Raw genomic sequence first — 26,019 nt, 5'->3', positions numbered from 1 at the left:
TCGATTTTGGCAAGTAACTCTGGAGAAACCCCTATGACCATCAAGATTGGCATCAACGGCTTTGGCCGCATTGGCCGCAACGTGCTGCGCTCGGCCCTGCAAAACTTCAGCGACATCGAAGTCGTGGGTATCAACGACCTGCTGGAGCCTGACTATCTGGCCTACATGCTGCAATACGACAGCGTGCATGGTCGCTTTGATGGGCAAGTGTCGGTCGAAGGCTCCAACCTGATCGTCAACGGCAAGAAAATTCGCCTGACGCAAGAGCGCGACCCCGCCAACCTGAAGTGGAACGAAGTCGGCGCTGATGTGGTGATCGAATCCACTGGCCTGTTCTTGGACAAAGCCACCGCGCAAAAGCACCTCGACGCTGGCGCGAAGAAGGTGATTTTGTCGGCCCCGTCCAAAGACGACACCCCGATGTTTGTGTTTGGTGTCAACCACGACACCTACAAGGGCGAGGCCATCATCTCCAACGCGTCTTGCACTACCAACTGCTTGGCTCCCGTGGCCAAGGTGCTGCACGACAAGTGGGGCATCAAGCGCGGTCTGATGACCACCGTACACGCTGCCACGGCTACGCAAAAAACCGTGGATGGCCCCAGCAACAAAGACTGGCGCGGTGGCCGTGGCATTCTGGAAAACATCATCCCCTCCAGCACTGGCGCTGCCAAGGCGGTGGGCGTGGTGATTCCATCGCTGAACAAGAAGCTGACCGGCATGTCGTTCCGCGTGCCCACCTCGGATGTGTCCGTGGTCGATTTGACCGTAGAGCTGGAAAACGCTGCTTCTTACGAAGAAATCAAGGCCGAGATGAAGGCACAGTCCGAAGGCGCGCTCAAGGGCGTGCTGGGTTACACCGAAGACAAGGTGGTGGCCACCGACTTCCGTGGCGACACCCGCACTTCCATCTTTGATGCCGACGCTGGCATCGCGCTGGACGGTACCTTCGTCAAGATCGTGAGCTGGTACGACAACGAGTGGGGCTATTCGAACAAGTGCCTGGAAATGGTGCGCGTGGTTTCTAAGTAATCTACCCGCCGTCTGCAAAAAACGCGCCTTCGGGCGCGTTTTTTATGGTGGTGGCATTTTCGGCCCGTTACTCGATCAAAAAACGGTGCTCCATCCCATGCTATATCCCCCCCCATCACCCCCCCCCATATACAGGAGAAACTCTGGCAGTACTGTAAGGATTAAACAGGATTGACTTCCTAGAATGCCGCCGGTTAATGCCATGCGCATTCATGATGATGAAGGGAGACCCATGTCCAATCCACTGTACGAAAACATCAAGCGCGACCCGCGCTATGCCGAGCTGGTGCGCCAGCGTGGGCGCTTTGCCACCATGTTGGCATTGTTGGTGATTGCCGTTTTTTTCAGCTTTGTGTTGTTGGTGGCCTTTGTGCCCAGTGCCATTGCTGTTCGCCTTTTTGAAGGCAGCAACCTGACGGTGGGCGTGGTGCTGGGGTTTTTCCAGTTCGTGTTTTTCTGTGTGCTGACGTGGGTGTATGTGCGCCGTGCCAATGGCGAATTTGACAGCCTGAATGAACAAATCGTCCAAGACGCACTGAAAAAGCCATGAACCATACTCCCGCTCTGTTTTCTTCTGTAGGCCGTCCTCTGGCCGCACTGTTACTGCTCTTGCCCACGCTGGCTTTGGCTGGCCCCGATTTGGGCGCAGCCGAAAAGCAGCCGCTGAACCTGCACGCCATTGGCATGTTCTTTGTTTTTGTGCTGATGACGCTGGGCATTACCTACTGGGCGGCTGGCCGCTCCAAGTCGGCCTCTGACTTCTATACCGCTGGTGGTGGCATCAGCGGCAAACAAAACGGCTTGGCAATTGCGGGAGACTTTATGTCTGCCGCAACCTTGCTGGGCCTGACGGCCATGATTTACGGCCAAGGGGTGGATGGCTACATCTACATGGTGGCCTTTTTTGTGGGCTGGCCCATCATCTTGTTCTTGATGGCCGAGCGCCTGCGCAACTTGGGCAAGTTCACTTTTGCCGACATTACCGCCTACCGTCTCAACCAAGGCCAAGTGCGCACCATGGCCGCCATCAGCTCGTTGGTGGTGGTGTGCTTCTATTTGGTAGCGCAAATGGTGGGGGCAGGCCAACTTATTAAGTTGCTGTTTGGCCTGGAATACAACGTGGCACTGGTGATTGTGGGCGTGCTGATGATGGTCTATGTGATCTTCGGCGGTATGGTGGCTACCACTTGGGTGCAGATTATCAAGGCCTGTATGTTGCTGACTGGTGGCACGGCCATCATGTTGCTGGCCTTTAGCCAATTTGGTTTTAGTTTTGAGACCCTCACCACCCGTGCGATGGAAGTGCATAAGCTGGGCACCAAGCTCATGACCCCCGGCAGCTTGTTGGCTGACCCCATCACCGCCATTTCGATGGGCTTGGGCCTGATGTTTGGTATTGCCGGGCTGCCACATATTTTGATGCGCTTTTTTACCGTGACCAATGCCAAAGAGGCACGCAAATCGGTGTTCTACGCCTCGGGCATCATTGCCTTCTTCTTTAACGTGATTGCCTTGATGGGCCTGTGTTCCATCGTGCTGGTGGGCACCGACCCACAATTCTTTGAAGGCGGCGTGGTAGGCGGCAAGCTGATTGGTGGCGGCAACATGGTGGCGCTGCACTTGGCTAAAGCAGCGGGTGGCAATTTGCTGCTGGGCTTTTTGTCGGCGGTGGCCTTTGCCACGATTTTGGCGGTGGTGGCCGGTTTGGCGCTGGCTGGTGCTTCGGCCATCTCGCACGACCTGTACGCCCGCGTCATCATGAAGGGCAATGTGTCGGAAGAAAAGGAAATCCGGGTTTCCAAAATCGCCACCTTGGGTTTGGGTGTGGTGGCGGTGCTGTTGGGCGTGGCGTTTGAGAAGATGAACGTAGCCTTTATGGTGGCGCTGGCCTTTGGTGTGGCTTCTTGTGCCAACTTCCCGGTGTTGCTGATGTCGATGTACTGGCGTGGCCTGACCACCCGTGGCGCACTGGTGGGCGGCTATACCGGCCTGATCAGTTCGGTGCTGTTTGTGTTCTTCTCCAAATCGGTGTGGGTCGATGTGCTGGGCCATGCTTCGCCCATCTTCCCGTACACCCAGCCCGCCCTGTTTGCTATGCCGTTGGCGTTCTTGGGTATTTATGTGTTCTCTAAGTTGGACAACAGCGCACAGGCCCAAGCCGAGCGCGCTGCTTTTGATGACCAATATGTACGTGCCCAAACGGGAGTAGGTGCAGCCAGCGCGGCAGCGCACTGATCGATTCCAAGGCCAACGCCGTCTCTGCACGGCATTGCTCCACCCCCATTGGGGGCCATGCCAGTCGGCCAACAGTCGACTGGCATTTTTTATGTCTTGGAGCTCAAAGAGGCAATTATTTGAGAATAGTTCTTATTACTGTAAAATAAAACATCTGTCCGCATAGTCAGCCATGCCAGTCCGTCAGGGCCGGTTGCCAGCCAGCGTGAACCCCTGTCTGTCTGGAGATTGCTGTATGCCGGTTCGTTTATTGGCTCCCTTGCGTGTGGGGCATGGTCGTTTGGTTTCACCTCCCTGGCTGGCCCTGGTGGGCATGGGGCTGTACCTGGTGGGCAGTCCGCAGGCACTGGGCCAGCAGGGGGCGAGTGATTCGGCGGTGCCAGAGTTGGGGGCCGTGACGGTGACGGCCACCAATTTTCGTGAAACCCGACTCGATGATGAGAGCAAGCCGGTCTCGGTGGTAGATCAGGCGACTTTGGCTACCAAAGCACCCGTCAGCGTTGTGGAGGCGATGCAAGAAGTGCCCGGCCTGAGCTTTTCGCGCGCAGGGGGGCTGGGTGGGCAAGTGGTGATGCGGGGCTTCAACAGCAATGACCTGAAATCACCGTTAGCGATAGATGGCGAGCGTTTTAGGGGCCGCAATACGCTGGAATACAACCTGATTGATCCTGGGTTGATCGAGCAGGTGGAAGTCATCCGCGGGCCAGCCGCCGCCATTTATGGCTCGGAGGCTATGGCGGGCATGGTCAACATCGTCACCCGCAAAGCCAAGCCCGATTTCAGTGATACCTTTTCTCTGCGGCTTCATGGGCTCAATCTGGCCTATGAGAGCATCAACAACTTGCGCGCCACCCGGCTGGACGTGACCGGTGGTGGCAAAGGCTTTGACCTGCGGCTGGCGGGCAGTGTGCGCAAGGCTGGCGACTACGACACCCCTTTGGGCACAGCGACCCACAGCCGTTTTGATGACCAGCAAATTTCGGGTGTGTTGGGCTACAGTTTGAACGCCCAAGACCGGCTGGAACTCAAGTTCAAGGCCGCCGAAGTGGAGTCGCACCGGGCCGGTGGCTTGGGTGGGGCGCCGGGCATGGAGGCACCCTTGGCACAGCGGGTGTACTTGCGCGAAGACCCCATCCGTGAGCGTTATGTGGGCTTGGCTTATGCGGGCCAGCCAAAGATATCGGGTATTGGCAAGCTCAATGCCAGCTTGTATGTGCGCGATCTTTACACCGATGTCGTCACGACCCGCTATCCCAACGCCACCTCTATGGCCGAAACACACCGCTATGTGGTGGGGCCACAGGAGGTGGGCGGCAAGCTGATGGTGGTGTCTGACATCGTGCCCCAATCTGTTTTGACTGCGGGGCTGGACTTTTTCGTGCAGGATTGGGATGGTGCCGAAACGCAAGTCAAAGGCACTGGCACCGTAGCCAGCACGGCTCGGCGCGACAGCACCACCAAAGGCCTAGGGGCTTTTGCCCTGCTGGAGCATGAATTGAGCGAGCGTTGGCTGCTCTCGGGCAATGTGCGCCATGACCGCTATCACACCCAAACCGCTGCCAACATCATCACCATTCCGGCATTGACCAGTGAGATTCTGGCCCACCGCGATGCCCGCGATCGCAAGACCACCTATGCCCTAGGCACCGTCTTTAAACCTTCAGGCTGGTTGAATTTTGCTGCCAACTTTGGCACCAGCTACCGGGTGCCCACCTCGGGCGAGAAGTTTTCTTATGGCACCTATGGCAAAGGGTATTTGCTGCCCAATCCCTCTCTGGAGCCCGAAGAGGGCAAGACGGTGGACATCAGTGCCCGTTTGCGCTTGCCCCACTTGAGCGCCAACCTGACGCTTTACAAAAGCCACTACACCAACCTGATTGCCCAGCAGGAGCTGCTGTACTTGGATTTGGTGTCCTCCCGCCGGATCAACATTGGCAAGGCCGAGGTGCAGGGGCTGGAGTTTGACCTCAAGCAGATGCTGCGCAAGGACTGGACGCTCAAGCTGGCCGCCGCCTACACCGAGGGCACCAACCAAACGGCTCACAAGCCGTTGTCATACATCGCACCTTTGGTGGGCACAGTGGGGCTGGCCTACCAGAGTGGCCCTTGGCAGTGGGAGGGTGATTTGCGCTTGTCCAAGCGCAAGACGCGCATTGACACCAGCCTAGAGCGCGCCAGCGCGGGCTATGGCGTGTTCAACCTGTATGCCGGATTAGACCTGCACCGACTCAATCCGTCTTATCCCAAGGCCACCTTGCGTATAGGTATCGAGAACCTGTTCGATAAGGCCTATGCCGACGCCACTACCCGCGAGGCCATTGCGGCACCTGTCTCGTACACCAACCCGCTGCTAGAGCCGGGGCGCAATTTGAAGATTTCTCTCACTACCCAATTTTGACCATGCCACAGTCCACTGTTTTTGACCAAGCTTTTGTCCTTTTTGAGAACGGGCAATCCACCTGCATCCGCTATGACGCGGTGCGTACCTTCCATATGGATGGCAACTTTGCCATGTTGGCTGTTGCTTTTGTGGGGCTGCAAGGTGCCTTGCAACGGTTGGCGGTAGCCACCCACGGGCACATGTCGCGCCATGCGGTGCAGGTGGTCACGGGTCATCCGGGCACGGGCGTACGTGATGCCTTTGAATACATCACCCGTGCCGTGACCCGTTCGGCCTATGTGTTGGACAAGGCACAGCCCTATGCACGGCTCAATCCCCATGCCGATTTTTCTTATTCGTGGATTGTGGTGGCAGGTCCATGTAGCGTGTTGTGCCAAGTGCGTGACGGTGTATTGCCCGAGCGGTTCTACGAGTTGTTTGGTTTGGCACGCAGTGGTGGGCTCGACGAGCACACCCGCCAAGAGTTTGATGCCCTCAAGTGCGATATCGAGGCCCGCGTGCTGGCGCTGGCACCGGAAGATGTGCTCGATTTCATGGAATGTCCAGCACCATGAAGCGCGGTGGGCTGATGGCGCGCTGCGCGCTGGTGTGCAAGGTATGGGGCTGTGTGGCAGCGGTGCAGATGGCCGGAGCGGTGCAGGCGCAAACCATGTCTATGACCGACCAAAATGGCCGCTCGGTGTCCGTGCCCGTGCCAGTTCAGCGCATTGCCAGTTTGGTGATTCCTGGCGCCTCGATGGTGATGACGCTTGACCGCTCAACTGAGCGGCTGGTGGGCATTAACCCCGCAGCGCGGGAAGACATGCAGCAGGGCATGTTGGGGCGGTTCTTTCCGGCGGCTCCGCGCATCGCAGCCAATATGGCCACAGAAGGCTTTGCCCCCAACATTGAGGCATTGATGAATGCCCGCCCTGATGTGGTGTTGCAATGGGGTGACCGGGGCGAGTCGATTGTGCGGCCTATGGAGCAGATGGGTCTGAATGTGCTCACCCTCAAATACGGCCAGACCGACTATGTGACCCAGTGGTTTCGGCTGATTGGGCAGGCGACCGGGCGCCAAGAGCGTGGCAACCGACTGGCGGCATGGATTGAGCAAGAACAGCAAAGCTTGCGCATGCAGGTGGCAGCAATTGCGCCGTCACAGCGCCCGAGGGCACTGTTTTTGTACCGTTACCACGGTGGTGTGCAGGTGGGGGGTATGGGCACCAACATGGACCACGATATCCGCTTGGCTGGGGGCATCAATGTGGCCGGTGCCGTCAAGGGCAATGCTGCGGTGACCAAAGAGCAGATCGTGGCTTGGAACCCAGAGGTGATTTTGCTGGCTAACTTGGACAGCCATTTGGTGCCAGATGATTTGTACCACGACCCTATCTTGTCAGTCACCACGGCGGTGCAGGCCCGGCGTCTGTACAAAATGCCACGCGGTGGCTTCCGTTGGGACCCGCCCAGCCAAGAAACCCCCTTGGCTTGGCGTTGGTTGGCTGGCCTATTGCATCCAGAACGGTTTGCCTTGCAGGGTTTTCGGGAGCGGGTGCGCAACACCTACCAAGACCTGTATGCCGCCACGGTGTCTGAGGCCGATCTGGATCGGGTGTTGCAAATGCCACTGAACCAATCCAGCCGGGGCTATCAGGTGTTGCGTGCCGGGGGCAAACCATGAGTTGGGGCACAACAGGGGTGCGTGGGCTGCTGTCGATCCGGGTGGGTTATGGTGTGTTGGCGGTGTTGTTGCCCGTGACGTTGGTGCTGGCGCTGGGTGTGGGGCGTTACGACATTCCGCTCAGCCACACGTTGGGCATTGTGTTGCCACCGTGGTTGGGGCTAGAGCCGTGGTGGACGCCAATGGAGCAGCGGTTGGTGTTGTGGGGCCGGGTGCCCCGTGTGTTGCTGGCGGCCATTTTGGGGGCCGGGTTGGCAGTGTCGGGAGCAGCCTTGCAGGGGCTGTTTCGCAATCCGTTGGCCGACCCGCAGTTGGTGGGCGTTTCTGCTGGGGCAGCCTGTGGTGGTGTGCTCGCCATTTTGTTGGATGGCAGTGGCACTGTGCTGGTGTTGCTGTCTCTGCTGGGGGGCATGGCGGCCCTGTATTTTGTGCGCTGGCTGGCACACAGCGGTGGTGGCGAGAGTATCTTGACCCTGATTCTGTCTGGGGTGGTGGTCAGTGCGGTGTTTGGGGCGTTGGTGTCTTTGGCTAAGTTTGTGGCCGACCCGCAAAACCAGTTGCCCACCATTGTCTTTTGGTTGCTGGGCAGTTTGGCGGCTGCCGATTATCCGCGTCTGTGGCTAGGGGCTGGTGCTACTGGCCTGGGGTTGGTGGCGTTGTGGCTGGTTCGTTTCCAGCTCCATGTGATGTCATTGGGCGAGGATGATGCGCGCGCTATGGGCCTGCCGGTAGAGCGGGTGCGCACGCTGGCCCTGCTGGCGGTGGCGCTCATCACCGCAGCCTCGGTGGCAGTGTGTGGCGTGATTGGTTGGGTGGGGTTGGTGGTGCCCCATCTGGTGCGGTTGCTGTTTGGCAACCACTTTGCTGCTTTTATGCCGCTGACGGCGCTACTGGGAGCCGTGTATTTGGTGGTGGTGGACACCTTGGCGCGCAGCGTGACCGATGCCGAGATTCCCTTGGGCGCTCTGACGGCCTTGGTGGGGGCGCCGGTTTTTGCCTACCTGTTGCGCCAGATGCGCCGTCCGGGGGAGGCATGATGCTGCAAGTGTGCGATGTGGGCATCTGCTATGCCACTTGGGTGTTGCGCCATCTGGATTTTTCTTTGCAGGCTGGGCAGGTGTTGGCGGTGCTTGGCCCCAATGGCCGAGGCAAGTCCAGCCTATTGCGGGTGATGGCCGGTTTGGCGCGCCCCCAAGAAGGCCGGGTGCAGTGTGATGCCAGCGTAGCCTATGTGCCGCAATTTATTCACCCCGGTTTTGAGATGACGGCGCTGGATTTGGTGCTGACTGGGCGCGCACGCCATATTGGCTGGAAAGGTGCGCCCAGCGCCCACGACCGCGCTGTGGCCCATGACTGCCTGCGCCGCTTGGATGCCGACCGTTTTGCCGAGAGGGACATTCACCACCTCTCTGGGGGTGAGCGCCAATTGGTACTGATGGCCCGCGCTCTGGCCTCGGGCTGCCAGGTCATGTTGTTGGATGAGCCTGCTTCGGCGCTGGATTTTCACAACCAAGCCGTCATTCTGGAGGTGATGCGCGACTTGGCCCACCGCGAAGGCATGACCGTGGTTTTTACCACCCATGTGCCCCAGCATGCACTTGAGATTGCTGACCAGTCGCTGCTGTTGCTGGATGCGCAGGCGTTTTTGTTTGGTGCCACCCTCGACACCGTGACCACTGAGGCACTGAGTCGCCTGTATCGCTTGCCTATCCAACGCATGGCATTGGAAGTGGATGGGCGGGCCGTGCAGACCGCCATTCCGCTGTACCACGCTATTGGTCGGGCGATGGTGTCTTTACCAACCCCTTCTTTACCTTGAGGCACTGTGATGCATCCACCCTTGCTTTTTATTGAAGGCGTGGCCCCACTGGGGCAGGCTTTTTTCCATCTGCCGCTTTGGCGTGAATATGGGCGTGCCATCCGTGTCTACGATTTGGATGCGCAATGTCTGGAGGGCGTGCAGGCCGTGTTGGTGGCAGGCCATGTGGATCAGCGGGCCTTGCAGGCTCGCCAGAGTTTGTTAGACCATTATTTGCAACAGGGCGGCTCTATGGTCATCAACGGGCATGTGGCCTACCCTTTTCTGCCAATGCTGCGCCCTTTTGTGCCATTGGCCGAGCGCAATATGGCAGGTTTGCAGGTGCAACGGTTGATGGAGCACCCGGTATTTAGGGGGGTAGACACCTATGACCTGACCTACCGCCGGGGTGTGGCCGGTTTTTATGGTCGGGGGCACAACCCGTTGCCACCGGGGGCCAAGGCCATTCATGGCATTGGCCCGCAGGCGCTGCCACTGGACTGGGAGCTGCCACTGGCGGGCGCAGGCCGCCTGTTGGTGCATGGCGGCAATGACTTGTGGATGTATGCCGCCGACAACACCAGTGCCCGGCGTATTGCCCCCCAATTGCTGGAATGGCTGCTGGAAGGAGTGACCGTATGAGCCACCAACGCATTGCTGCCGTGGATGGCGGCACGTACTACCATCAGGCCACCTTGCACGATCCGGCGCTGCGGTCTTATTTTGACCGACTGATTTATGCCCAGGATTTGCCCACCGCCGCATTGGACGATGTGGACATCCTTTATGTCAGTGCCCGTCAAGACCCCGAACTGATGGTGGCCGCCGCCCCAACCATTCGGCGTTTTCTGGACAGCGGCAAGACCGTTGTGGCCTTGGGAGAGAGCCAATCGGAACGCTGGTTGCCAGGGGTGCAGTGGTTTGCGCGAGAGGTCAACTTTTGGTGGTGGCTGACGCCGGGGGCTGATTCGCGCTTGCGCATGGTGCAGCCTGAACACCCGATGTGGCAGCACATCAGCCTGCCCGATGCCACTTGGCACCAGCATGGTTTTTTCGTACTGCCCGAGGGCTGCCGCAGCCTGATCGATCATGCCGATGGTGGCAGCATCTTCTATGAAGACCATGTGACCACTCCAGGCCGGATGATCTTGACCACGTTAGACCCTTGTTATCACCACGGCAGCTATTTCATGCCTGCCACCACCCGGTTTTTGCAGGGCTTTTTGCCTTGGCTGCATGCGGGGGCTGGTGCTTGAGCGCCAGTGCTTGACGCCCTGAGGCAATGGCGGCAAGCTGGCAGCTTTTCCACCCCTGTTTGCAGGAGCTGTTCGCCATGCGCTTTCCTCTTTTTGTTCGTCAGACCATCGCTGCGGCTGGGTTGTGTGCATTGGCAGTGCCTGCACTGGCCCAGGTGGTAGTGACAGATCCGCCACCTGAGCACCACTTTGGTCAGATTCCGGTAGGTGCCACCTATGCGGCCCAGTATTTCTCGGTTTTTAACCAAGGAAGCAGTCCCGTCACCTTGGGGCAGGTGCGTGTAGATGGCCAGATGGCGGTCTGTGCTGCCTTGGGCTGCCCTACAGTGGCTCCAGAAGACTTTACGGTGCAGGGGGCCGACGGCTGTAGTGGTCAAACTTTGCAACCGGGGTTGGGATGTTCCACCTTGGTGGGTTTTGTCCCCACAGCCCCTGGCGCACGCGTGGCCCGTTTGGTGTTTGCCGTGCAGGATGGGGCCGAGGTGGAGCGTCTGGTGGCGGGCACTGGGGTTTCACAGCCATTGGAGTGTGTGCTGGATTGGGCCGAGCGCAGTTATCCTGCGCTGTTCTCTCAGCCTACCCCGACCCAAGTGGTCAGCCCCTATGTGGCCCGCTGTTACCAAGGGGGCGCCTTGTGTGTGGGCGCCGATGTAGCGGTGCCCACGGTGGCACCGGCCAGCATTTATTACCTCTTTCAGGGCCAGATGGGGCGGTTGGGGGCTTTGAGCGATTTTGCGACTGTAGCTACCCAGGCCCCACCCTCCACGCTGCGTTGCGACCAGTCTAGTCAGCACTAGGCCCATCCCACCACCACGGCTGCTGTTGGCCTAGCCAGTAGCAGCAGTTTTCCATACAAAATTGTATGGAAATACACTCTGTCTGGTGCGTACTTTGATCTTTGCCCTCGGCCCAGTTGGCCGCCTGGGTGTGGCTTTATCCGTCTTTACCTATGTTTTCTTCTCTTCGAACACGCATGGTGGCCCTGTGCGTGGGTATTGTTGCGTTGGCCATGATCATTGTGGCTACGACCAACTTCATGATCGGTCGCAGCAGCAGTTTAGAAATGCTCCACAGCCAAGCCTCTGCTTTGGCTAAGGCCCATAGTGCAGCATTGGGCCAATGGGTACACGCTAAGCAGCGTGTGGTGGCATCGCTCAAAGACCATGTGACGGCAGAAAACCCGGTGCCTATGTTGCAGACGGCGGTCAAGGCAGCACAGTTTGACCAAGCGTACATGGGCTTTCCAGACAAACATTATGTGTTTTCGGAAAACCGCAAACGTGCTGCCGACTACGACCCTACCCAGCGGGCTTGGTACAAGGGGGCGGTGCAGGCCGCAGGGCCATCCATCACCCAACCCTTTATTGGTGCCAGTTCGGGCAAACTGATCATCACGTTTTCTGATCTGGTGGGCACTTCGGCACAGGTGCAGGCCGTGACGGCGGGTGATGTGATGCTCGATAGCGTGATTGCCGCCATTGCTGCCATCAAGCCCACGCCCCACAGCTTTGCCTTTTTGGTCAGTGGCAATGGCACCATCATTGCCCATCCCGACCACGCACTGACGCTCAAGCCCATCACGGCCATCCATCCGGCCTTGTCGTTGCAGGTGCTCAAGGATGCCAGCACCACGCAAGAGCGCATGATGGATTTTGGCGGTCGCGAAGGCATGGTGTATTCCGATGTGGTGCCCGGTTCCGATTGGCGCTTGGCGATTGTGATGGACCATGCCGAAGTGACCACGGGGTTAGACACCATGTTTCAGGCCTCGGTGGGCTCCACCTTGCTGATGGCCTTGGTCGCAGCGGTACTGCTTTATGTGGCGATCAGTCGGGCGTTGGCACGGTTGCAGGATTTGCGCCAAGCCATTACTACAGCAGGTGAAGGCGACTTTACTTGCCGTGTGGTGGCTTCTGGTACTGACGAGCTGAGTCAGATTGCACAGGCCTACAACCGTTTTGCCGATCACACGATGGATGTGCTGCACCACATGCGCGACACCAGCCGATCGGTAGAGATGGCTACGGCAGAAATTGCTTCAGGTAACCGGGATTTGTCTGAGCGCACCGAGCAGCAGGCCCATGCCCTGCGTGCCACGGTGGCCTCCGTAGAGAAGCTCACGGGCACTGTGCGCGCCAATGCCGACAACGCAGTGCAAGCCAACCGGCAGGCGCAGTCTGCCTCGCAGGTGGCGCGCAAGGGTGGCGAGGTGGTGTCTGGCGTGGTCACGATGATGGAGGAGATCAACCAATCCTCGCGCAAGATTGCCGATATCAATGGGGTGATTGATTCGATTGCGTTTCAGACCAATATCTTGGCTCTCAATGCGGCGGTGGAGGCCGCCCGTGCCGGGGAGCAGGGGCGTGGCTTTGCGGTGGTGGCTTCAGAGGTGCGCACTTTGGCCCAGCGTTCAGCTGCCGCTGCCCACGAGATCAGCGCCCTGATCAATATGTCGGTAGAGAAGGTACACAGCGGCAGCACCTTGGTGCAGCAGGCGGGGGCCACGATGCAAGAGATTGTCTCTAGCGTGCAGGAGGTGACGGGCATTATTGCTGAGATCAGTCAAGCCAGCGGTGAGCAAATTGGCGACATTGAGCAAATCAGCCAAGCCATCATCCAGATGGAAGACAACACCCAGCAAAACACGGCATTGGTAGAAGAGGCGGCCGCCGCCGCTGCCAGCTTGCAAGACCAAGCCACCAATTTGGCACAGATGGCCAGTGCGTTTGTGCTTGACAAGGCCGCCTGACGGGCACCGTTTGCCGCACTTCTCTAGGGGCGTTGTTCTGGCCGAGTGGGATGGGTGCGAACCATGTGACGTGCATGGCACAGGTCGGCCCAAGCGGCGGCTTTGTATTTGCCCAAACGCAGCAAATAGGGCGCATCGTAAGTGACGATGGCTGGGTGGCCTGCCACGCTGTGGGGTTGGGCCCGCAGTTGTCCTAGTGGTTCGGTGCGCCCTAGGGCCGCACGGGCTGCCAGCCGTCCCATGAGCAACACCATGACGGGCCGTATCTGGGCCAGTGCTTCATGCAGCAGAGCATCTGGGTGGGTGGGGCTGTCTGCTGGTGTGTTGGCAGCCAGCTCTACACCACAGAAAAATACCTGAGGGTGCCGGTGCAGTTGCAAGGCACGCAGCATGTGGTGCAGCAGCGTACCGGCATCACCGGCCAGTGGATCGGCATTTGCACGCCCCTCGGCCACAATCAGCCAAGCATCATGTCCCAGATCGGCAGGTGCGGGGGTGTTTGCGGCTGGGGTGGGGTACAGCAGCCGGGGGGGGTGCAGTACCAGTGTGGTGGTGGTGTTGGCGCTTTCAGCGGGCGTGTTGGTTGCTGGGGCGGTGGGCTGGTAGGCCGCCTTGGATGGTGGCGGTGTGGGGGTGGGATGCAGTATGGGCGCTGGCTGTGGCACGGCATTTGCCGTGGGTGGCGTCAACGCATCGGGGTGTGCAACGGCTGCCACTGTGTGTGGCAGTGGAGCGGCAGGCCACCAGACAGGCACACCCATTTCTTGCAGCATGGCGCGCTGGCGGCTATCCAAATGCAGGCTCATAGCAGCACACTCATGACGATGGCGTCTTCCCGGCTCCCATCGGCACCGGGGTAGTAACGCTTGCGCTCGCCCACGCGCCGAAAGCCATATTGTTCATAGACATGGCGCGCGCGCAGGTTGCTCACCCGCACTTCCAGCCACAACCATTGGGCATTTTGGCTGCGGGCCCACAGCGCCAGCGCATCCAGCAGTATGCGCGCCCAGCCTTGGCCCTGAAACTCGGGCGCTACAGTCAAATTGAGCAGATGGGCCTCATCAACCCCCGGCATGGCGACAAAATAGCCCAGCAGTTGAGTTCCGCCTTTGAGCAGTTGAATCTGGTAGCCGCTGGCCAGTGCATCGGTAAAGTTGCCCCGCGTCCACGGATGGGAGTAGGCACGTTGCTCCACGGCCATCAGGGTGTCCAGGTCATTGATACCCAAAGGCAGTAAGCAGACTTCGGGGGCACAGGTGGGGGGAAGGGGTTGCGCACTCATGGCTGTGTGCTGGTGTGGTGTGCGGCTTGTGGGGCGGCCCGTTCGGCCTCGCGTTCCGCAGTGGTTTTGGCTACCTTGTCACGCACATAGCGGGGCAGTGCTTGGCTGGCAGGCACGCCAGCACCGGCGGCCAGTAGGGCAGGGGCCAGACGCAGCAAGGCCGTTGCCGTGGGCCAAGCCACGGCATGGGCTGCTTGTGGTGCCAGACGTGGGCCATAGGCCGCCTGTGCGTTACCTGCCACGGTCCAGCCTGGGGGCACGGGCACTGCCTCGGGGGCACACAACCCAAAATCCTGCGGCATTTGCCAAGTGGCGTCTTGCCATTGGTAGTGGCCGTGGTAGACCTCGTTCATGCGGGCATCCAGCGTAGCCACAATCTGGGTGCAGCCATATTGCTGGCGTGCTTCTTCGGCCACAGCCATCAGGGTGTCCACGGGCAACACTGGCAGGCCGCGTCCCCCTCCAGCACCCAAGGCCAGCCCTTGGGCAATGGCACAGGCAGTGCGCAGGCCGGTGAACGAGCCGGGGCCACGTCCAAACACGATGGCATCGAGTTGTTCTAAGGTCAAGCCCGCTTCTTGGAGCAGGTGCTGGATGGCCGGAATCAGTGTGGCCGAGGACTGTGCCGCGCCGGGGCCACTGTGCTGCCACAGGGCTGGGCCATGCGCCACAGCAATGGAGAGGGTATCGGTGCTGGTGTCAAAGGCAAGCAGGTTCATGGGGCGACATTGTCATGCACGCTCTTGGCTGGTGGCTACAGGGGCTGCACGCACCCCCAGCACGCCAAAAAAGATGCCTGCCGTCACCAGCAGCAGCCCGGCCACCAGATTCCAGTGCATGGGCTCATCCAACACCACCACGGCCCCGATAGCCGACAGGCCCGGCACCAGCGCCGTGATCATGGTGGAGCGCACGGGGCCAAAATGTTGCACCATGTGTGTGAAGGTGATGCCCGAGATAGCCACCGAGCCTACCCCTTGGAACAGCATCTGAAAGGCGATTTCGCTCCAAGGCGCTTGCGCCAGTTGGCTGCCCAGCAGGCCCAAGCCCACCAGCAGTGCGTAGGCTGGCACATAAGTCACCAGCGCAAAGGCAGTAATGGCAATCGTGGCTTGTACGGCATCCACCCCGTGGCGTCTGGCCAGCACGCTATAGCAGGCCCAGCAGAACGAGGCGGCCATGAACAGCACATCGCCCCGCCAGATAGAGCCTCCTTGCAATGAGGCCAGCAAGCTGCTGCCACCCACCAGCAAGTCTCCTACCACGATCAGGGCCAACCCCGTGGCCCGCAGTGGCGTGATGTGTTCACGCAGTAAAAAAGCGGCCAGCAGCGTAGTCCACAGTGGCAAGCTGCCCGGCATCAGCACCGAGGCATGGGTGGCTGGGGCATAAAAGAAGCCCGAATAGGCCAGCAGGCAATAAATCACACCCCCAAAAATGCCCAATTGCATGGTCAGGTGCAGTGGCAGTGGCGAAAACCCCCACAGGCTCGATGGCACGGCAGCGCCACGAGCTGGGCTGGCACTGCGGCGTCGCACCAACCACCAGCCCCAAGGCAGCAGCACCATGCTGGCACCCAACACGCGCAGCCAAGCAATGTCTAATGGTGCCAGGCTGCGCTGCGCCGACGCGCGGGCAATCAGGATAAAGGCCGTCCAAATCGTTACGGTGACGAAAGCGGCCAGCAGGCCCACAGAGCGGGGAGAAAAACGCATCGCGGGATTATCAGCGGCAGGCTGTACCCGTGGTGGTGCAGGGGGATGAGGGGGTGCTGGCCCGATTGGGCATAGACTGGTAGCCATGCTGTGTTGTGCTTTTTGGTGTAGCGGTGCTGGTCGCCGGTTAGGTGTGGCCTTGATGGGGGCATGGGCGTTGACGGGCGTACAGGCGGCCCCGGCCACGCAGGCGCAGTGGCCTGCCCCTGTGCAGGCTGCGCTCGAGCGTGCCCAGTTGCCACGCGATGCGGTGTCTGTATGGGTGGCAGATGCCGCTGGAGGGGCACCGCGTTTGGCCCACCGTGCCCAAGTGCCCATGAATCCGGCTTCGGTCATGAAGCTGGTGACCACCTATGCTGGCCTAGAACTGCTTGGGCCAGCCTATGTGTGGCAGACCCCGGTGTATATCGATGGCCCGGTGCGCTCTGGTACTTTGCACGGTAATGTGTATGTGCGGGGGCAGGGCGACCCCAAAATGGTCATGGAGCGCCTGTGGCTGCTGCTGCGGCGCTTGCAGGGGCAAGGCATACGCCATATTGCAGGCGATATCGTGCTGGATCAATCGGCCTTTGTCTTGCCCACCCACGACCCCGCCGCATTCGATGGCGAGCCGCTGCGGCCTTACAACGCAGCGCCCGATGCACTGTTGCTCAACTTTAAGGCGGTGGTGTTGAATTTGGGGCCAGACCAGGCTGCTGGGGTGGCCAGAGTGCAAATGGACCCGCCCTTGGCAGGGGTGCAAGTGCCCGCCACAGTGCCGTTGGCCCCTGCGGGCACCGCCTGTGGCGATTGGCGTGCCAACTTGCGTGCCGATTGGAGCGATGCCCACCGTGTGGTGCTGCGCGGAGCCTACCCAGCGGCTTGTGGTGAGCGCAGTTGGGCCGTGGCTTATGCCGATCCGGCACGCTATGCCCAGCGGGCGGTAGAAGGCATGTGGCATGAATTGGGCGGCCAGCTCACTGGCACAGTGCGTTATGGCACAGTGCCGCGCCATTTGGAGCCTGCTTGGGTCGCTACATCCCCCCCTTTGGCCGAGGTGGTGCGTGATATCAACAAATACAGCAACAATGTGATGGCACAGCAGCTGTGGCTCACTTTGGGCTGGCAGCAGCATGGTGTTGGCACGCCAGAAAATGCGCGCGAGGCTGTGCGTCAGTGGTGGCGTGCTCGCTGGGGCGATGCCGATTTTCCGGCGATGGACAACGGCGCTGGCCTGAGCCGCCAAAACCGCATCACAGCCCAATCCTTGGCGCGTATGTTGCAGGCCGCTTGGGCCTCGCCGGTGATGCCCGAGCTGCTGGCGTCCTTGCCGGTCACTGGGGTAGATGGCACCCTGCGCCGTAGCCGTGCCAGTGCCCGCGCCCACCTGAAAACTGGCAGTTTGCGTGATGTGGCGGCCATTGCCGGTTATGTCCATGCTGCCGATGGGCGCCGTTACGTGCTGGTAGCAGTGGTCAACCACGCCCAAGCGGCAGCGGCCCGTCCGGTGTTTGATGCGCTGGTGGAATGGACGGCCCAAGCCCAGCGCCCAGACGCTGGTAGCCCTTGAGCACGCCACTACAGTACCATTTTTCCCGATGGGGTACCGTTGTGTGGGTGCCCTGTCCATTCAGGAGTCTTTTTCATGACACGACAGTTTTCTTTGGCCCGTTGGGCCGTTCCGGTGCTGACGGCTGCGGTGTTGGCGGCCTGTGGCGGTAGCGACGACGGTGCGGTGCGTTGGAGCGGCATGGTCAGTTTTGGTGACAGTCTGAGCGATGTCGGCTCATACCGTGTGGGCACCGTAGCGGCTTTGGGTGGAGGCAAATACACCATCAACGGAGCCTCGGGGCTGAACTGGACTGAGCATCTGGCCCAGCGCCTGTCTGTGGCCGTCCCCTGTGCTGCACAGACGGGGCTGTTGCCTAATATCCCTGGCTTGGTAGGGGCTGCCGTGACCAGCGTGCCTGGCTGCTACAACTATGCCCAAGGCAGTGCCCGTGTGAGCAGCCCCTTGGGGCCACATAGCGTGGCGTTGCAAGCGGCACCGTTTTATGCCAGTACGTTGGGCGTGACAGCCGTGCCGGTGCAAACCCAGATTGCCAACCATCTGTCGCGCACAGGCGGTGCTTTTGCGGGTACCGAGTTGGTCACAGTGATGGCTGGCGCCAACGATTTGTTTATGCACCTCAAGGCGGTGGCCGCAGCCCCCCAAGGGGGGCAGGCCGCAGTGGGAGCCGCTTTGGCTGCAGGTTGGGATGGGGCAGCCCAGACGGCAGTGCTCGCCGGTGGTAATGCTGCGGTCAGTGCCGCTGCTGCTGCCGCCGTGCAGGGCATGACCCAGGCCGGTGCCACCTTGGCAACGCTGGTGCGAGAGCAGATGCTGGCTAAGGGGGCGCAATATGTGCTGGTAGCCAATGTGCCCGATGTGGCTACCACCCCGCTGGCCTTGGCTTATGACGCCGCCACCCGCCAACTTATCACCACTATGGTGATGGCCTTTAATGCCCAATTGCAGGCGGGCCTGACAGGCACTGCGGTGGTGCAAGCCGATCTTTTTGCCCAGAGCCGGGCGCAGGTGGCCGACCCGCGCCGTTTTGGTTTGACCAACATCACCGATCCAGCCTGCAGCACCAATCCCACCCTCAATCCGCTGAACGGAACGGCGCTGGTCTGTACGGGCTACAGCACCGTGGCCACCAACACGGACGGCTACCTCTATGCCGACGATGTTCATCCATCGCCACGGGGTTACCGCCTGATGTCGGATTACATCATCGAGCGTTTAGAAGTAGCCGGTTGGCTGTGATGCGGCAGTTGGCAGACTACCAACGGGCGCGCAGCTTGTCGTAGGCATACAGGCCCAACTGGCGGTGGGCCGAGGGCGTGAGGTAGACCGCATCGGCAAACACATAGCGGTCGACTTCGGCATTGGCTACCAGAGTGGCCTCGGTACACAGGCTGGAGTTGATCTGGCCGGTGCCGATGCCAATGCCGTTGCCTGCATCCACGGAAGTGCAAACCGGTGTGGTGGCATTGTTGAACGAGAACGATGCTGGGCTGGAGGTGTAGAGGTTCACGTAGTAGGCCACGTCCACATACAACACATGCTGGCTTAGATCGTTCAATGCCACCAACAGACCTTGATTGAAATGGCTACTGGCTTGGCTGAGTAGGTCTTTTTGATCGATGGTCGTGGCCCAAGGGGTGCGGCCTAGGTCATAAGTGCCCGATACGGCCACATGGTTGGCACCAGCGGCGACCAAACGGCGCACCTGTGCTGCCAGGGTTTCGCCATGCTGGCGGGCTTGGGCTACAAACTGTTCGGCACTCAGGGTTCCGGCCCGTACGGCAGCCATGTCGACAATCAGGTCGCTGATGCCTCCATTGACCAACACAATATCGTTGGCCCCTAGGTTTTGGGCAGCCAAAAAGGTGTCGATCTGTTCCGTCAGGGTGCGCGTGCTGGTCTGACCTGCGGCGTCTGGGTGTTGTGTCAGGCGCGCATTGCCTTGGGCCAAATTGACCAAGCCACTGGGTGCGTGGCCTGCCTTCTGGTAGTAATCGAGCAATTGCAGCGTCCAGTTGTTGAGGCTGCCGTTGTTGACGGTGTAGCGGTGTTCACCCAATGCACTGTAGCCATCGCCAAAGGCGATCAGCCGTTCGGGGGCCAGTGCCGACTCGATATTGCTGGAGCCGCATGCGCTCAGCAGTGCAGTTGCCGCGCAGGCGACGGCCAGGGTGGTGCGGCGCATCCAGTTTGCTGCCATGGTGTGTTCTTTCCAGTGTAGATAGGGGCTGAGTGTAGCGATGCCGGACTCAGGCGGCAGCGCGTTGCAAACGGTCACGCACCCCTTCCCAGTCCGGGGTGTTGGGTGGCGTCTCGATCCAGATCAGGCGCGCGCCAGCATCATCCAGGCTGCGCAGGGTGGCAAACAATTGTTGGGCCGCAGCTTCGGGATGGTGGGGCATTTGGCGCAGCAGCACCCTGCTGGAGGCATTGCGCATGGGGGTGCGCGCATATACCGCCAGATGGGCTGCATCAGCACCCAGCACGTCCAACCCCGCTTGCAAGGCTGGGGCATCCATCAGCCGCACCTTGGCATGGGGGGCGTAATGGCTCACCAGCGTGCCAGAGGCGCGCGGCGTGTGTTCGGGCAAATCTTCTTTGGACAGTGGCTGCACACCACAGGCAGCGGCGATTTGCGCACGGGTGATGGCGCCAGGGCGCAGCAACACGGGCACGCCCCGTGTGCAATCGACAATGGTGGACTCAATGCCCACGGTGCAGGCACCACCATCGAGCACCAACAGTGCGGTGCCCAGTTCTTCTTGCACATGCTGTGCCGTGGTGGGGCTGACACGGCCAAAACGGTTGGCGCTCGGGGCTGCCAGCCCCCACACACCCTGCGCTGCACAAGCGTGCAGCACCGCTTGGGCTACTGGGTGCGCAGGGCAACGCAAGCCCACACTGTCTTGACCGCCAGTGGCAGCAGTTGCTGCACTGGGCAGGCGCGGCAAAATCAAGGTGAGGGGGCCGGGCCAAAAGGCATCCACCAGTGCTTGTGCAAACGCGGGCACTTCGCGGGCAAAATGGCTTATCCCGATGGCATCGGCCACATGGACAATCAACGGGTGATCTGCCGGGCGGCCCTTGGCAACAAAGATTTGGGCCACCGCCGCATCGTTGCTGGCATCGGCAGCCAAGCCATAAACGGTTTCAGTGGGCAGGCCCAGCAGAGCGCCATTGCGCAGAGTTTGGGCTGCGGTGGTGATGGAAGCGGGCAGTGTGCCATCCAGAATCATGGTGCTGGCGCTCAGAACGGTGCAATACCCAGCAACGCCGCCGCTTGCAGGGCGGTAGCACGGGCAGCATCTGGCGTAGGGGCAGTGATGTTGAGGTGGCCCATTTTGCGCCCATGTTTGGCCACCGTTTTGCCATACAGGTGCAGGTGCGTGCCGGGCAAGGCCAGCACTGCATCCCACGCGGGCGTTTGTGCGGTGTCGCTGTGCGCAAACCATAAATCGCCCAGCAAATTGAGCATCACGGCGGCGCTGTGCTGGCGTGGTTGCACCAGCGGCAGGCCCGCCAAGGTGCGCACTTGCAACTCAAATTGCGAAACATCACAGGCGTTTTGGCTGTAGTGGCCGCTGTTGTGGGGGCGCGGTGCAATCTCGTTCACAACCAAACTGCCATCGTCGAGCACAAAAAACTCGACGCACAACACGCCCACGTAATCCAGCCCTTGGGCTACCGATTGGGCGGCAGCCACCGCCTGTGCGGCCAAAGCCGCAGGCACATTGCCTTCGTACACCTCGGTCACAGCCAAAATGCCATCGCGGTGCAGGTTGCGTTGCACCGGCAGATGCACCACCGTGCCATCGGCACCACGCGCCACAATCACCGAGCACTCCAGCGCCAGCGGTAGCATTTTTTCTAGCACGCAAGGCACCTGCTCTAGGTGGTGCCAAGCAGCCGCCAGTTGTGCGGCGGTTTGCACGCGCTGCTGGCCTTTGCCGTCATAACCCAAGCGGGCTGTTTTGAGAATGCCGGGCAGCAAGCCCACATCCACGGCTGCCAGCTGTTCTGCGGTCTCAATCACGGCATAGGGGGCGCAAGGCACACCACAGCCGACAAAATGGGCCTTTTCTTGGGCACGGTCTTGGGCCACTGCCACAGCACGGGCCGTGGGAGCAACAAAGCATTGCCCCGCCAGCGCCGCCAGCGAGACAGCGGGCACATTCTCAAATTCGGTGGTGATGGCGTCACTGACATCGGCCAGCCGCGCCAAGCCTTCGGGGTCTTGGTAGCCGGTTTGGATATGTTGGTGGCTGACCAAGCCTGCTGGGCTAGAGGGGTCTTCATCGAGCACCGCCGTAAAGTAACCCATGGCCTGTGCTGCATGCACAAACATGCGCCCCAACTGACCACCACCAAGCACCCCCAGCGTCGCGCCGGGCAAAAGAGGGGCAGATAGTTGCTTCATGCCGATACGGGCGGTAAGGCCATGTTGCGGGCGACTTCGGTTTGGGCCGCACGGAAGGCTTCCAGTTGGGTGCGCAACGCGGGGTTGTCGGTGGCTAACAGCGCCACAGCAAACAGTGCCGCATTGGCGGCACCTGCTGTGCCAATGGCAAACGTGGCTACCGGGATGCCCTTGGGCATTTGCACAATGCTGTGCAATGAATCCACCCCTTGTAGATGTTTGCTGGCCACTGGCACGCCCAACACTGGCACTGTGGTTTTGGCGGCCAGCATGCCTGGCAGGTGGGCAGCGCCTCCGGCCCCGGCAATGATGGCCTTCAGGCCCCGGCCTGCGGCAGCTTCGGCATAGGCAAACATATCGTCGGGCATACGGTGGGCTGAAACCACACGCGCCTCATGGGCGATGCCGAATTGCTGGAGAATCTCCACTGCGTGCTGCATGGTCTCCCAGTCGCTGCTGGAGCCCATGACCACACCGATTTGTATGGGTGTCATAGTGTGTGGAGCGGTGCGCCATACTGGCCGCTGCCGCAGAATGTGAACCCGAGATTTTACTTTTTGCCGCCCCTGTCTGGGGAGGCCCGAGCCCTATGATCGACATCACCCTAGAAAATTTTGAAGCTGAAGTTCTCCAGGCTTCCATGCAGGCGCCCGTTCTGCTCGATATCTGGGCGACCTGGTGTGGCCCATGCAAGCAACTGGGCCCCGTGCTGGAGCAGCTAGAAACCGACTATGCCGGGCGCTTTGTGTTGGCCAAATTGGATGCTGACAAGGTGCCGCAGATTGCTGGGCAACTGTCGCAGATGTTTGGGGTGCGCAGCATTCCGTTCTGTGTCTTGTTTTACGAGGGCCAGCCTGTCGATGGCTTTGTGGGTGCCTTGCCTGCTGCGGAAGTGCGTGAATTCCTAGATCGCCACCTGTCCAACGCCAAGCCGGTGCAAGCCGAAGCGGTTGCTCCACAAACTCCTGCACCCGAGCAACCAGAGGGTGCCCAAGCAGCCCAAGACCGTTTGGCAGATGCCTTGGCAGCCGATCCCGGCAATAACGATTTGCGTTTCGATTACGTCAAAGGGCTGATCGGTTCTGGTCAACTCAACGAGGCTGCGGCTGCTTTGGCCCCTGCAATGGCACAAATTCCGGTAGAGCTGCGCTTTGAGGCACTGAACCAATGGCTCAATGCACTGGAGTTTGTCGCCAACGATCCACGGGGCCGTTGGTCGATGGCACAGTTTGATGAGCTGTTGACCGATAACCGGCGTGACTTTGCCACCCGCTTTGCCAAGAGCCGCCTGCTCATTGCCCAAGGCGAATGGCCGTTGGCTATGGATGAATTGCTCGAAATCATCCAACGCGACAAAAAATGGGATGACGAAGCGCCACGCAAAACCTATGTTGCCCTGTTGGAGTTGCTCACGCCCCCGCGCCCCAAGCCAAGCACCGATGCGTCAGGCAAGTCGGCAACCGGCATTGCGCTTGCGGGCAAGGCGGCCTTGCAAGAAGACCCTCAAGCCATGTTGGTGTCTACTTATCGTCGCAGACTCAGCATGGCGCTGAACTGAGCGTAGATTTAAAGGGTGCAGGCCACAGCGTGGGGTGTGGTCTCGATGGCCGTTTGACGGATGGCGGCCAGCAACGTGGCTGGAGGTTGTGCCCCCGACAATGCTTGGGCACGGTTGAACACAAAAAAGGGCACGCCGGGCACCTCCACCTGCTCTGGCAGTCCTTGGTTGTTGGCAATCCAGTCTTGCAACGCCCGTGTGTCCAGACTGAATTCGGTGGCAATGCTCAGTAGCGTGGGCCACTGGCCGATGTGCTCACCACGCTGGAAAAACGCAGAGAAAAGCCGCTCCATCAGTGCGTCCAGCTGGGCTGGGGCCAGATGTTGGGCGGCATAGGCCAGCAGTTGATGGCCTGGCGCAGTGTTGGGAATGCGGGTGATGCGCTCGAAGTGAATCTCCACACCGGCACGGGCTGCGGCCTCGCGCACTTGCGCTTGGCGCGTGTGTACCATGGCCGCGCTGCCCAAGCGGCGCAGGTAGAACGCAGGGTAGTCCCACCCCTCATCGGGCACCCCAGCAACCAATTGCACGGCATGCCATTGCACAGTCACTTGCAGGTCTGGTTCTTCAGCTTGCGCCTGTGCCAGAGCTTGGCGCAGGTGCTGTTTGCCGATCAAACACCACGGGCAGATGAGGTCAGAGTAGACATCGATATGCACTTGCCGGGGCATGGTGTGGCTCCTGCCTCAGGCCGTCAGTCGGGCCAGAGCTTCGCGGTATTTGGCCGCCGTTTTTTCAATCACGTCTTGGGGCAGACGGGGGGCTGGGGCTGTTTTGTTCCACGCTTGGCCATCTACTTGGGCCTGTTCCAGCCAATCGCGTACAAACTGCTTATCGTAGCTGGGTGGGTTTTGGCCTGCGGCCAGCGCAGCCTCATAGCCTTCCACAGGCCAGTAGCGGGAGCTGTCAGGCGTCAGCACCTCGTCCATCAGTACCAAGGTGCCATCGGAGGTCAGGCCAAATTCAAATTTGGTGTCGGCAATGATCATGCCTTTTTGCAGCGCCATCTCCGCAGCCTCTTGGTACAAACGGATGGCCGTGTCGCGGATTTGTGCCGCCAGCTTCTCTCCCACCATCTCTACCGTGCGTTCGTAGGTGATGTTTTCGTCATGGTCACCCATCTCGGCCTTGGCGGCAGGGGTGTAAATAGGCTGGGGCAGCTTGGCGGCATTGCTCAAGCCTGCTGGCAGTGGCACGCCACATACCGATTGTGATTCTTGGTATTCCTTCCAGCCACTGCCTGCCAGATAGCCGCGCACCACCGCCTCAATCAGCACGGGTTGCAGGCGCTGCACCAGCATGGAGCGGCCTTGCACTTGGGGCACTTCTTCGGGCGTGACAACAGACTCGGGGGCTTGGCCGGTCAGGTGGTTGGGGCAGATGTGGCCCAGTTTGTCAAACCAAAACAGTGCCATCTGCGTCAGCAGTTCACCCTTGCCAGGAATGGGCTCGCCCATGATGACGTCAAAGGCGGACAGACGGTCAGAGGCCACCATCAAGATGCGGTCATCGCCCACGGCGTAGTTGTCACGCACTTTGCCGCGTGCCAGCAAGGGCAACGAGGTCAATGCGGAGGTGTGCAGGGCAGAGGGGCTGGACTGGGTCATGGTGTCGGGGAGATGAAAAACAGGAAGTGCCTAGGATGGCGCGAGGCAGCCCGACGCAAGGCTGCTGGCTGCAAGAGCGATTTTAGGCCGCAGCAGCCCAAGGGTACGGTCACTGGGTTTTGCAGGAGAACCCAACATTGTCCGTGGTTTTGGAGGCAGTGGCGACAAGGGGTTTTCACCCCCTGATTCAGTGCGGTGTATGCGTTGCTTTTCTGTGGGCACGGGCGCATAGTCGGTCTACGTTGGAAGATTTTCACGGGCTGCATCCACAGTGTTTGGGCGGCCTTTCCCACAGCGAACGCAGGAGACAGTATGAATTTGACGATCAGCGGTCACCATCTGGACGTGACACCTTCGTTGCGGACTTATGTCAAGTCCAAGCTGGAGAGAATCACGCGCCATTTCGATCAGGTGGTGGGTGTCAAGGTGCTCTTGTCCGTGGAAAAACAAAAGGAGAAAGAAAAGCGCCAGCGGGCCGAGTGCAATATCCACGTCAAAGGCAATGATTTGTTTGCCGAGTCGTCACACGAAGACCTGTACGCTGCGGTAGATGATCTGGTCAACAAGCTCGATCGCCAAGTGGTGCGGCACAAAAACCGCCTGCAAGACCACCATTCTGATGCGCGGCGCCGCCCAGGCGCATGATGCTGGTGGGGCAGTCTCTGGCGGGGTTGCTTCCCCGCCCTTTCTTGGTCGCCCTAGAGTGGTTTTCGTGTGCTGCAGGACAAGTTGTAAATGCTTGTGTAAGCGGGTGCAT

General features: G+C 60.1%; 26 protein-coding genes. 16 read left to right on the top strand and 10 right to left on the bottom strand.

The window, feature by feature from the left end; genetic code table 11:
* Nucleotides 1-33 precede the first annotated feature (33 nt).
* From gap to ACYVB2_RS13975, 12 genes are all read left to right on the top strand, one after another.
* Nucleotides 34-1,032 carry a type I glyceraldehyde-3-phosphate dehydrogenase gene (gene gap, locus ACYVB2_RS14030; protein WP_382434276.1) on the top strand — a complete coding sequence of 333 codons (999 nt, stop codon included), beginning with the start codon at nt 34-36 and terminating at the stop codon, nt 1,030-1,032.
* Between the two features lie 232 nt (nt 1,033-1,264).
* Nucleotides 1,265-1,582: a DUF485 domain-containing protein gene (locus ACYVB2_RS14025; RefSeq protein ID WP_382434274.1), complete on the top strand. Its 318-nt coding sequence runs from the start codon at nt 1,265-1,267 to the stop codon at nt 1,580-1,582.
* Complete coding sequence (locus ACYVB2_RS14020) at nt 1,579-3,267, top strand: cation acetate symporter (RefSeq protein WP_460537038.1); 1,689 nt, start codon at nt 1,579-1,581, stop codon at nt 3,265-3,267. Before ACYVB2_RS14025 ends, ACYVB2_RS14020 begins: the two co-directional genes overlap by 4 nt.
* A 235-nt stretch (nt 3,268-3,502) precedes the next feature.
* Nucleotides 3,503-5,665, top strand: coding sequence for a TonB-dependent receptor (locus ACYVB2_RS14015; protein WP_382434270.1), 2,163 nt, complete (start codon nt 3,503-3,505; stop codon nt 5,663-5,665).
* A 2-nt stretch (nt 5,666-5,667) separates the two neighbouring features.
* On the top strand, nt 5,668-6,222 hold the full coding sequence (locus ACYVB2_RS14010) for a hypothetical protein (RefSeq protein ID WP_382434268.1): 555 nt from the start codon (nt 5,668-5,670) through the stop codon (nt 6,220-6,222).
* Complete coding sequence (locus tag ACYVB2_RS14005; protein WP_382434264.1) at nt 6,207-7,331, top strand: ABC transporter substrate-binding protein; 1,125 nt, start codon at nt 6,207-6,209, stop codon at nt 7,329-7,331. Before ACYVB2_RS14010 ends, ACYVB2_RS14005 begins: the two co-directional genes overlap by 16 nt.
* Nucleotides 7,328-8,368 carry a FecCD family ABC transporter permease gene (locus ACYVB2_RS14000; RefSeq protein WP_382434258.1) on the top strand — a complete coding sequence of 347 codons (1,041 nt, stop codon included), beginning with the start codon at nt 7,328-7,330 and terminating at the stop codon, nt 8,366-8,368. The genes ACYVB2_RS14005 and ACYVB2_RS14000 overlap by 4 nt, the downstream gene beginning before the upstream one ends.
* Nucleotides 8,365-9,150: an ABC transporter ATP-binding protein gene (locus ACYVB2_RS13995; protein WP_382434256.1), complete on the top strand. Its 786-nt coding sequence runs from the start codon at nt 8,365-8,367 to the stop codon at nt 9,148-9,150. The genes ACYVB2_RS14000 and ACYVB2_RS13995 overlap by 4 nt, the downstream gene beginning before the upstream one ends.
* 9 nt (nt 9,151-9,159) lie before the next feature.
* Nucleotides 9,160-9,771, top strand: a complete 612-nt coding sequence (locus ACYVB2_RS13990; protein WP_382434254.1) for a hypothetical protein — start codon at nt 9,160-9,162, stop codon at nt 9,769-9,771.
* Complete coding sequence (locus tag ACYVB2_RS13985) at nt 9,768-10,385, top strand: hypothetical protein (RefSeq protein ID WP_382434252.1); 618 nt, start codon at nt 9,768-9,770, stop codon at nt 10,383-10,385. The genes ACYVB2_RS13990 and ACYVB2_RS13985 overlap by 4 nt, the downstream gene beginning before the upstream one ends.
* A gap of 77 nt (nt 10,386-10,462) precedes the next feature.
* Entirely contained in the window at nt 10,463-11,182 is a 720-nt protein-coding gene (locus ACYVB2_RS13980) for a hypothetical protein (RefSeq protein ID WP_382434250.1), read from the top strand.
* Between the two features lie 152 nt (nt 11,183-11,334).
* Nucleotides 11,335-13,134: a methyl-accepting chemotaxis protein gene (locus ACYVB2_RS13975; RefSeq protein WP_382434248.1), complete on the top strand. Its 1,800-nt coding sequence runs from the start codon at nt 11,335-11,337 to the stop codon at nt 13,132-13,134.
* A 23-nt stretch (nt 13,135-13,157) separates the two neighbouring features.
* Here the strand turns inward: ACYVB2_RS13975 and ACYVB2_RS13970 are convergent, their stop codons facing one another.
* Genes ACYVB2_RS13970 through ACYVB2_RS13955 form a run of 4 tightly spaced genes read right to left on the bottom strand, consistent with a single transcriptional unit; the run spans nt 13,158 to nt 16,131 of the window.
* Nucleotides 13,158-13,940 carry a uracil-DNA glycosylase family protein gene (locus tag ACYVB2_RS13970; protein WP_382434246.1) on the bottom strand — a complete coding sequence of 261 codons (783 nt, stop codon included), beginning with the start codon at nt 13,938-13,940 and terminating at the stop codon, nt 13,158-13,160.
* Complete coding sequence (rimI, locus tag ACYVB2_RS13965) at nt 13,937-14,416, bottom strand: ribosomal protein S18-alanine N-acetyltransferase (RefSeq protein ID WP_382434244.1); 480 nt, start codon at nt 14,414-14,416, stop codon at nt 13,937-13,939. The genes ACYVB2_RS13970 and rimI overlap by 4 nt, the downstream gene beginning before the upstream one ends.
* Nucleotides 14,413-15,135, bottom strand: a complete 723-nt coding sequence (tsaB, locus tag ACYVB2_RS13960) for a tRNA (adenosine(37)-N6)-threonylcarbamoyltransferase complex dimerization subunit type 1 TsaB (RefSeq protein ID WP_382434242.1) — start codon at nt 15,133-15,135, stop codon at nt 14,413-14,415. Before tsaB ends, rimI begins: the two co-directional genes overlap by 4 nt.
* A gap of 12 nt (nt 15,136-15,147) precedes the next feature.
* Entirely contained in the window at nt 15,148-16,131 is a 984-nt protein-coding gene (locus ACYVB2_RS13955) for a DMT family transporter (protein WP_382434240.1), read from the bottom strand.
* An 85-nt stretch (nt 16,132-16,216) separates the two neighbouring features.
* Between ACYVB2_RS13955 and dacB the strand changes: the two genes are divergently transcribed.
* Together dacB and ACYVB2_RS13945 are read left to right on the top strand one after the other, a co-directional pair.
* Nucleotides 16,217-17,680 carry a D-alanyl-D-alanine carboxypeptidase/D-alanyl-D-alanine endopeptidase gene (gene dacB, locus ACYVB2_RS13950; protein ID WP_382434236.1) on the top strand — a complete coding sequence of 488 codons (1,464 nt, stop codon included), beginning with the start codon at nt 16,217-16,219 and terminating at the stop codon, nt 17,678-17,680.
* A 75-nt stretch (nt 17,681-17,755) separates the two neighbouring features.
* On the top strand, nt 17,756-18,919 hold the full coding sequence (locus tag ACYVB2_RS13945; protein ID WP_382434229.1) for an SGNH/GDSL hydrolase family protein: 1,164 nt from the start codon (nt 17,756-17,758) through the stop codon (nt 18,917-18,919).
* Between the two features lie 16 nt (nt 18,920-18,935).
* Here the strand turns inward: ACYVB2_RS13945 and ACYVB2_RS13940 are convergent, their stop codons facing one another.
* Genes ACYVB2_RS13940 through purE form a run of 4 tightly spaced genes read right to left on the bottom strand, consistent with a single transcriptional unit; the run spans nt 18,936 to nt 22,591 of the window.
* Complete coding sequence (locus ACYVB2_RS13940; RefSeq protein ID WP_382434219.1) at nt 18,936-19,880, bottom strand: SGNH/GDSL hydrolase family protein; 945 nt, start codon at nt 19,878-19,880, stop codon at nt 18,936-18,938.
* Nucleotides 19,881-19,929: 49 nt separating this feature from the next.
* Nucleotides 19,930-20,916, bottom strand: coding sequence for an L-threonylcarbamoyladenylate synthase (locus ACYVB2_RS13935; protein WP_382434214.1), 987 nt, complete (start codon nt 20,914-20,916; stop codon nt 19,930-19,932).
* A gap of 11 nt (nt 20,917-20,927) precedes the next feature.
* Complete coding sequence (locus ACYVB2_RS13930) at nt 20,928-22,097, bottom strand: 5-(carboxyamino)imidazole ribonucleotide synthase (protein WP_382434211.1); 1,170 nt, start codon at nt 22,095-22,097, stop codon at nt 20,928-20,930.
* Nucleotides 22,094-22,591, bottom strand: coding sequence for a 5-(carboxyamino)imidazole ribonucleotide mutase (gene purE, locus ACYVB2_RS13925; protein ID WP_382434209.1), 498 nt, complete (start codon nt 22,589-22,591; stop codon nt 22,094-22,096). Before purE ends, ACYVB2_RS13930 begins: the two co-directional genes overlap by 4 nt.
* Nucleotides 22,592-22,686: 95 nt before the next feature.
* Between purE and ACYVB2_RS13920 the strand changes: the two genes are divergently transcribed.
* Nucleotides 22,687-23,655, top strand: coding sequence for a tetratricopeptide repeat protein (locus ACYVB2_RS13920; RefSeq protein ID WP_382434207.1), 969 nt, complete (start codon nt 22,687-22,689; stop codon nt 23,653-23,655).
* Between the two features lie 8 nt (nt 23,656-23,663).
* On the opposite strand, the gene ACYVB2_RS13915 is transcribed toward ACYVB2_RS13920, so the two are convergent.
* Together ACYVB2_RS13915 and ACYVB2_RS13910 are read right to left on the bottom strand one after the other, a co-directional pair.
* Complete coding sequence (locus ACYVB2_RS13915) at nt 23,664-24,326, bottom strand: DsbA family oxidoreductase (RefSeq protein WP_382434204.1); 663 nt, start codon at nt 24,324-24,326, stop codon at nt 23,664-23,666.
* 15 nt (nt 24,327-24,341) lie between these two features.
* Nucleotides 24,342-25,262, bottom strand: a complete 921-nt coding sequence (locus ACYVB2_RS13910) for a phosphoribosylaminoimidazolesuccinocarboxamide synthase (RefSeq protein ID WP_382434201.1) — start codon at nt 25,260-25,262, stop codon at nt 24,342-24,344.
* Between the two features lie 312 nt (nt 25,263-25,574).
* Between ACYVB2_RS13910 and hpf the strand changes: the two genes are divergently transcribed.
* Entirely contained in the window at nt 25,575-25,907 is a 333-nt protein-coding gene (hpf, locus tag ACYVB2_RS13905; protein WP_382434199.1) for a ribosome hibernation-promoting factor, HPF/YfiA family, read from the top strand.
* Nucleotides 25,908-26,019 lie beyond the last annotated feature (112 nt).

This window comes from Giesbergeria giesbergeri, assembly GCF_054779375.1.
This window is presented reverse-complemented; position numbering and strand designations above follow the sequence as displayed.

Coding starts and splice junctions, on each gene's coding strand:
- ACYVB2_RS13920 (WP_382434207.1), top strand. CDS start 22,687: ATGATCGACATCACCCTAGAAAATTTTGAAGCTGAAGTTCTCCAGGCT.
- gap (WP_382434276.1), top strand. CDS start 34: ATGACCATCAAGATTGGCATCAACGGCTTTGGCCGCATTGGCCGCAAC.
- purE (WP_382434209.1), bottom strand. CDS start 22,591: ATGACACCCATACAAATCGGTGTGGTCATGGGCTCCAGCAGCGACTGG.
- ACYVB2_RS13975 (WP_382434248.1), top strand. CDS start 11,335: ATGTTTTCTTCTCTTCGAACACGCATGGTGGCCCTGTGCGTGGGTATT.
- tsaB (WP_382434242.1), bottom strand. CDS start 15,135: ATGAACCTGCTTGCCTTTGACACCAGCACCGATACCCTCTCCATTGCT.
- ACYVB2_RS14025 (WP_382434274.1), top strand. CDS start 1,265: ATGTCCAATCCACTGTACGAAAACATCAAGCGCGACCCGCGCTATGCC.
- ACYVB2_RS13930 (WP_382434211.1), bottom strand. CDS start 22,097: ATGAAGCAACTATCTGCCCCTCTTTTGCCCGGCGCGACGCTGGGGGTG.
- ACYVB2_RS13915 (WP_382434204.1), bottom strand. CDS start 24,326: ATGCCCCGGCAAGTGCATATCGATGTCTACTCTGACCTCATCTGCCCG.
- dacB (WP_382434236.1), top strand. CDS start 16,217: ATGCTGTGTTGTGCTTTTTGGTGTAGCGGTGCTGGTCGCCGGTTAGGT.
- ACYVB2_RS13970 (WP_382434246.1), bottom strand. CDS start 13,940: ATGAGCCTGCATTTGGATAGCCGCCAGCGCGCCATGCTGCAAGAAATG.
- ACYVB2_RS13945 (WP_382434229.1), top strand. CDS start 17,756: ATGACACGACAGTTTTCTTTGGCCCGTTGGGCCGTTCCGGTGCTGACG.
- hpf (WP_382434199.1), top strand. CDS start 25,575: ATGAATTTGACGATCAGCGGTCACCATCTGGACGTGACACCTTCGTTG.
- ACYVB2_RS13935 (WP_382434214.1), bottom strand. CDS start 20,916: ATGATTCTGGATGGCACACTGCCCGCTTCCATCACCACCGCAGCCCAA.
- ACYVB2_RS13995 (WP_382434256.1), top strand. CDS start 8,365: ATGATGCTGCAAGTGTGCGATGTGGGCATCTGCTATGCCACTTGGGTG.
- ACYVB2_RS13955 (WP_382434240.1), bottom strand. CDS start 16,131: ATGCGTTTTTCTCCCCGCTCTGTGGGCCTGCTGGCCGCTTTCGTCACC.
- ACYVB2_RS14010 (WP_382434268.1), top strand. CDS start 5,668: ATGCCACAGTCCACTGTTTTTGACCAAGCTTTTGTCCTTTTTGAGAAC.
- ACYVB2_RS13940 (WP_382434219.1), bottom strand. CDS start 19,880: ATGGCAGCAAACTGGATGCGCCGCACCACCCTGGCCGTCGCCTGCGCG.
- ACYVB2_RS13910 (WP_382434201.1), bottom strand. CDS start 25,262: ATGACCCAGTCCAGCCCCTCTGCCCTGCACACCTCCGCATTGACCTCG.
- ACYVB2_RS13990 (WP_382434254.1), top strand. CDS start 9,160: ATGCATCCACCCTTGCTTTTTATTGAAGGCGTGGCCCCACTGGGGCAG.
- ACYVB2_RS14015 (WP_382434270.1), top strand. CDS start 3,503: ATGCCGGTTCGTTTATTGGCTCCCTTGCGTGTGGGGCATGGTCGTTTG.
- ACYVB2_RS14000 (WP_382434258.1), top strand. CDS start 7,328: ATGAGTTGGGGCACAACAGGGGTGCGTGGGCTGCTGTCGATCCGGGTG.
- rimI (WP_382434244.1), bottom strand. CDS start 14,416: ATGAGTGCGCAACCCCTTCCCCCCACCTGTGCCCCCGAAGTCTGCTTA.
- ACYVB2_RS14020 (WP_460537038.1), top strand. CDS start 1,579: ATGAACCATACTCCCGCTCTGTTTTCTTCTGTAGGCCGTCCTCTGGCC.
- ACYVB2_RS13980 (WP_382434250.1), top strand. CDS start 10,463: ATGCGCTTTCCTCTTTTTGTTCGTCAGACCATCGCTGCGGCTGGGTTG.
- ACYVB2_RS13985 (WP_382434252.1), top strand. CDS start 9,768: ATGAGCCACCAACGCATTGCTGCCGTGGATGGCGGCACGTACTACCAT.
- ACYVB2_RS14005 (WP_382434264.1), top strand. CDS start 6,207: ATGTCCAGCACCATGAAGCGCGGTGGGCTGATGGCGCGCTGCGCGCTG.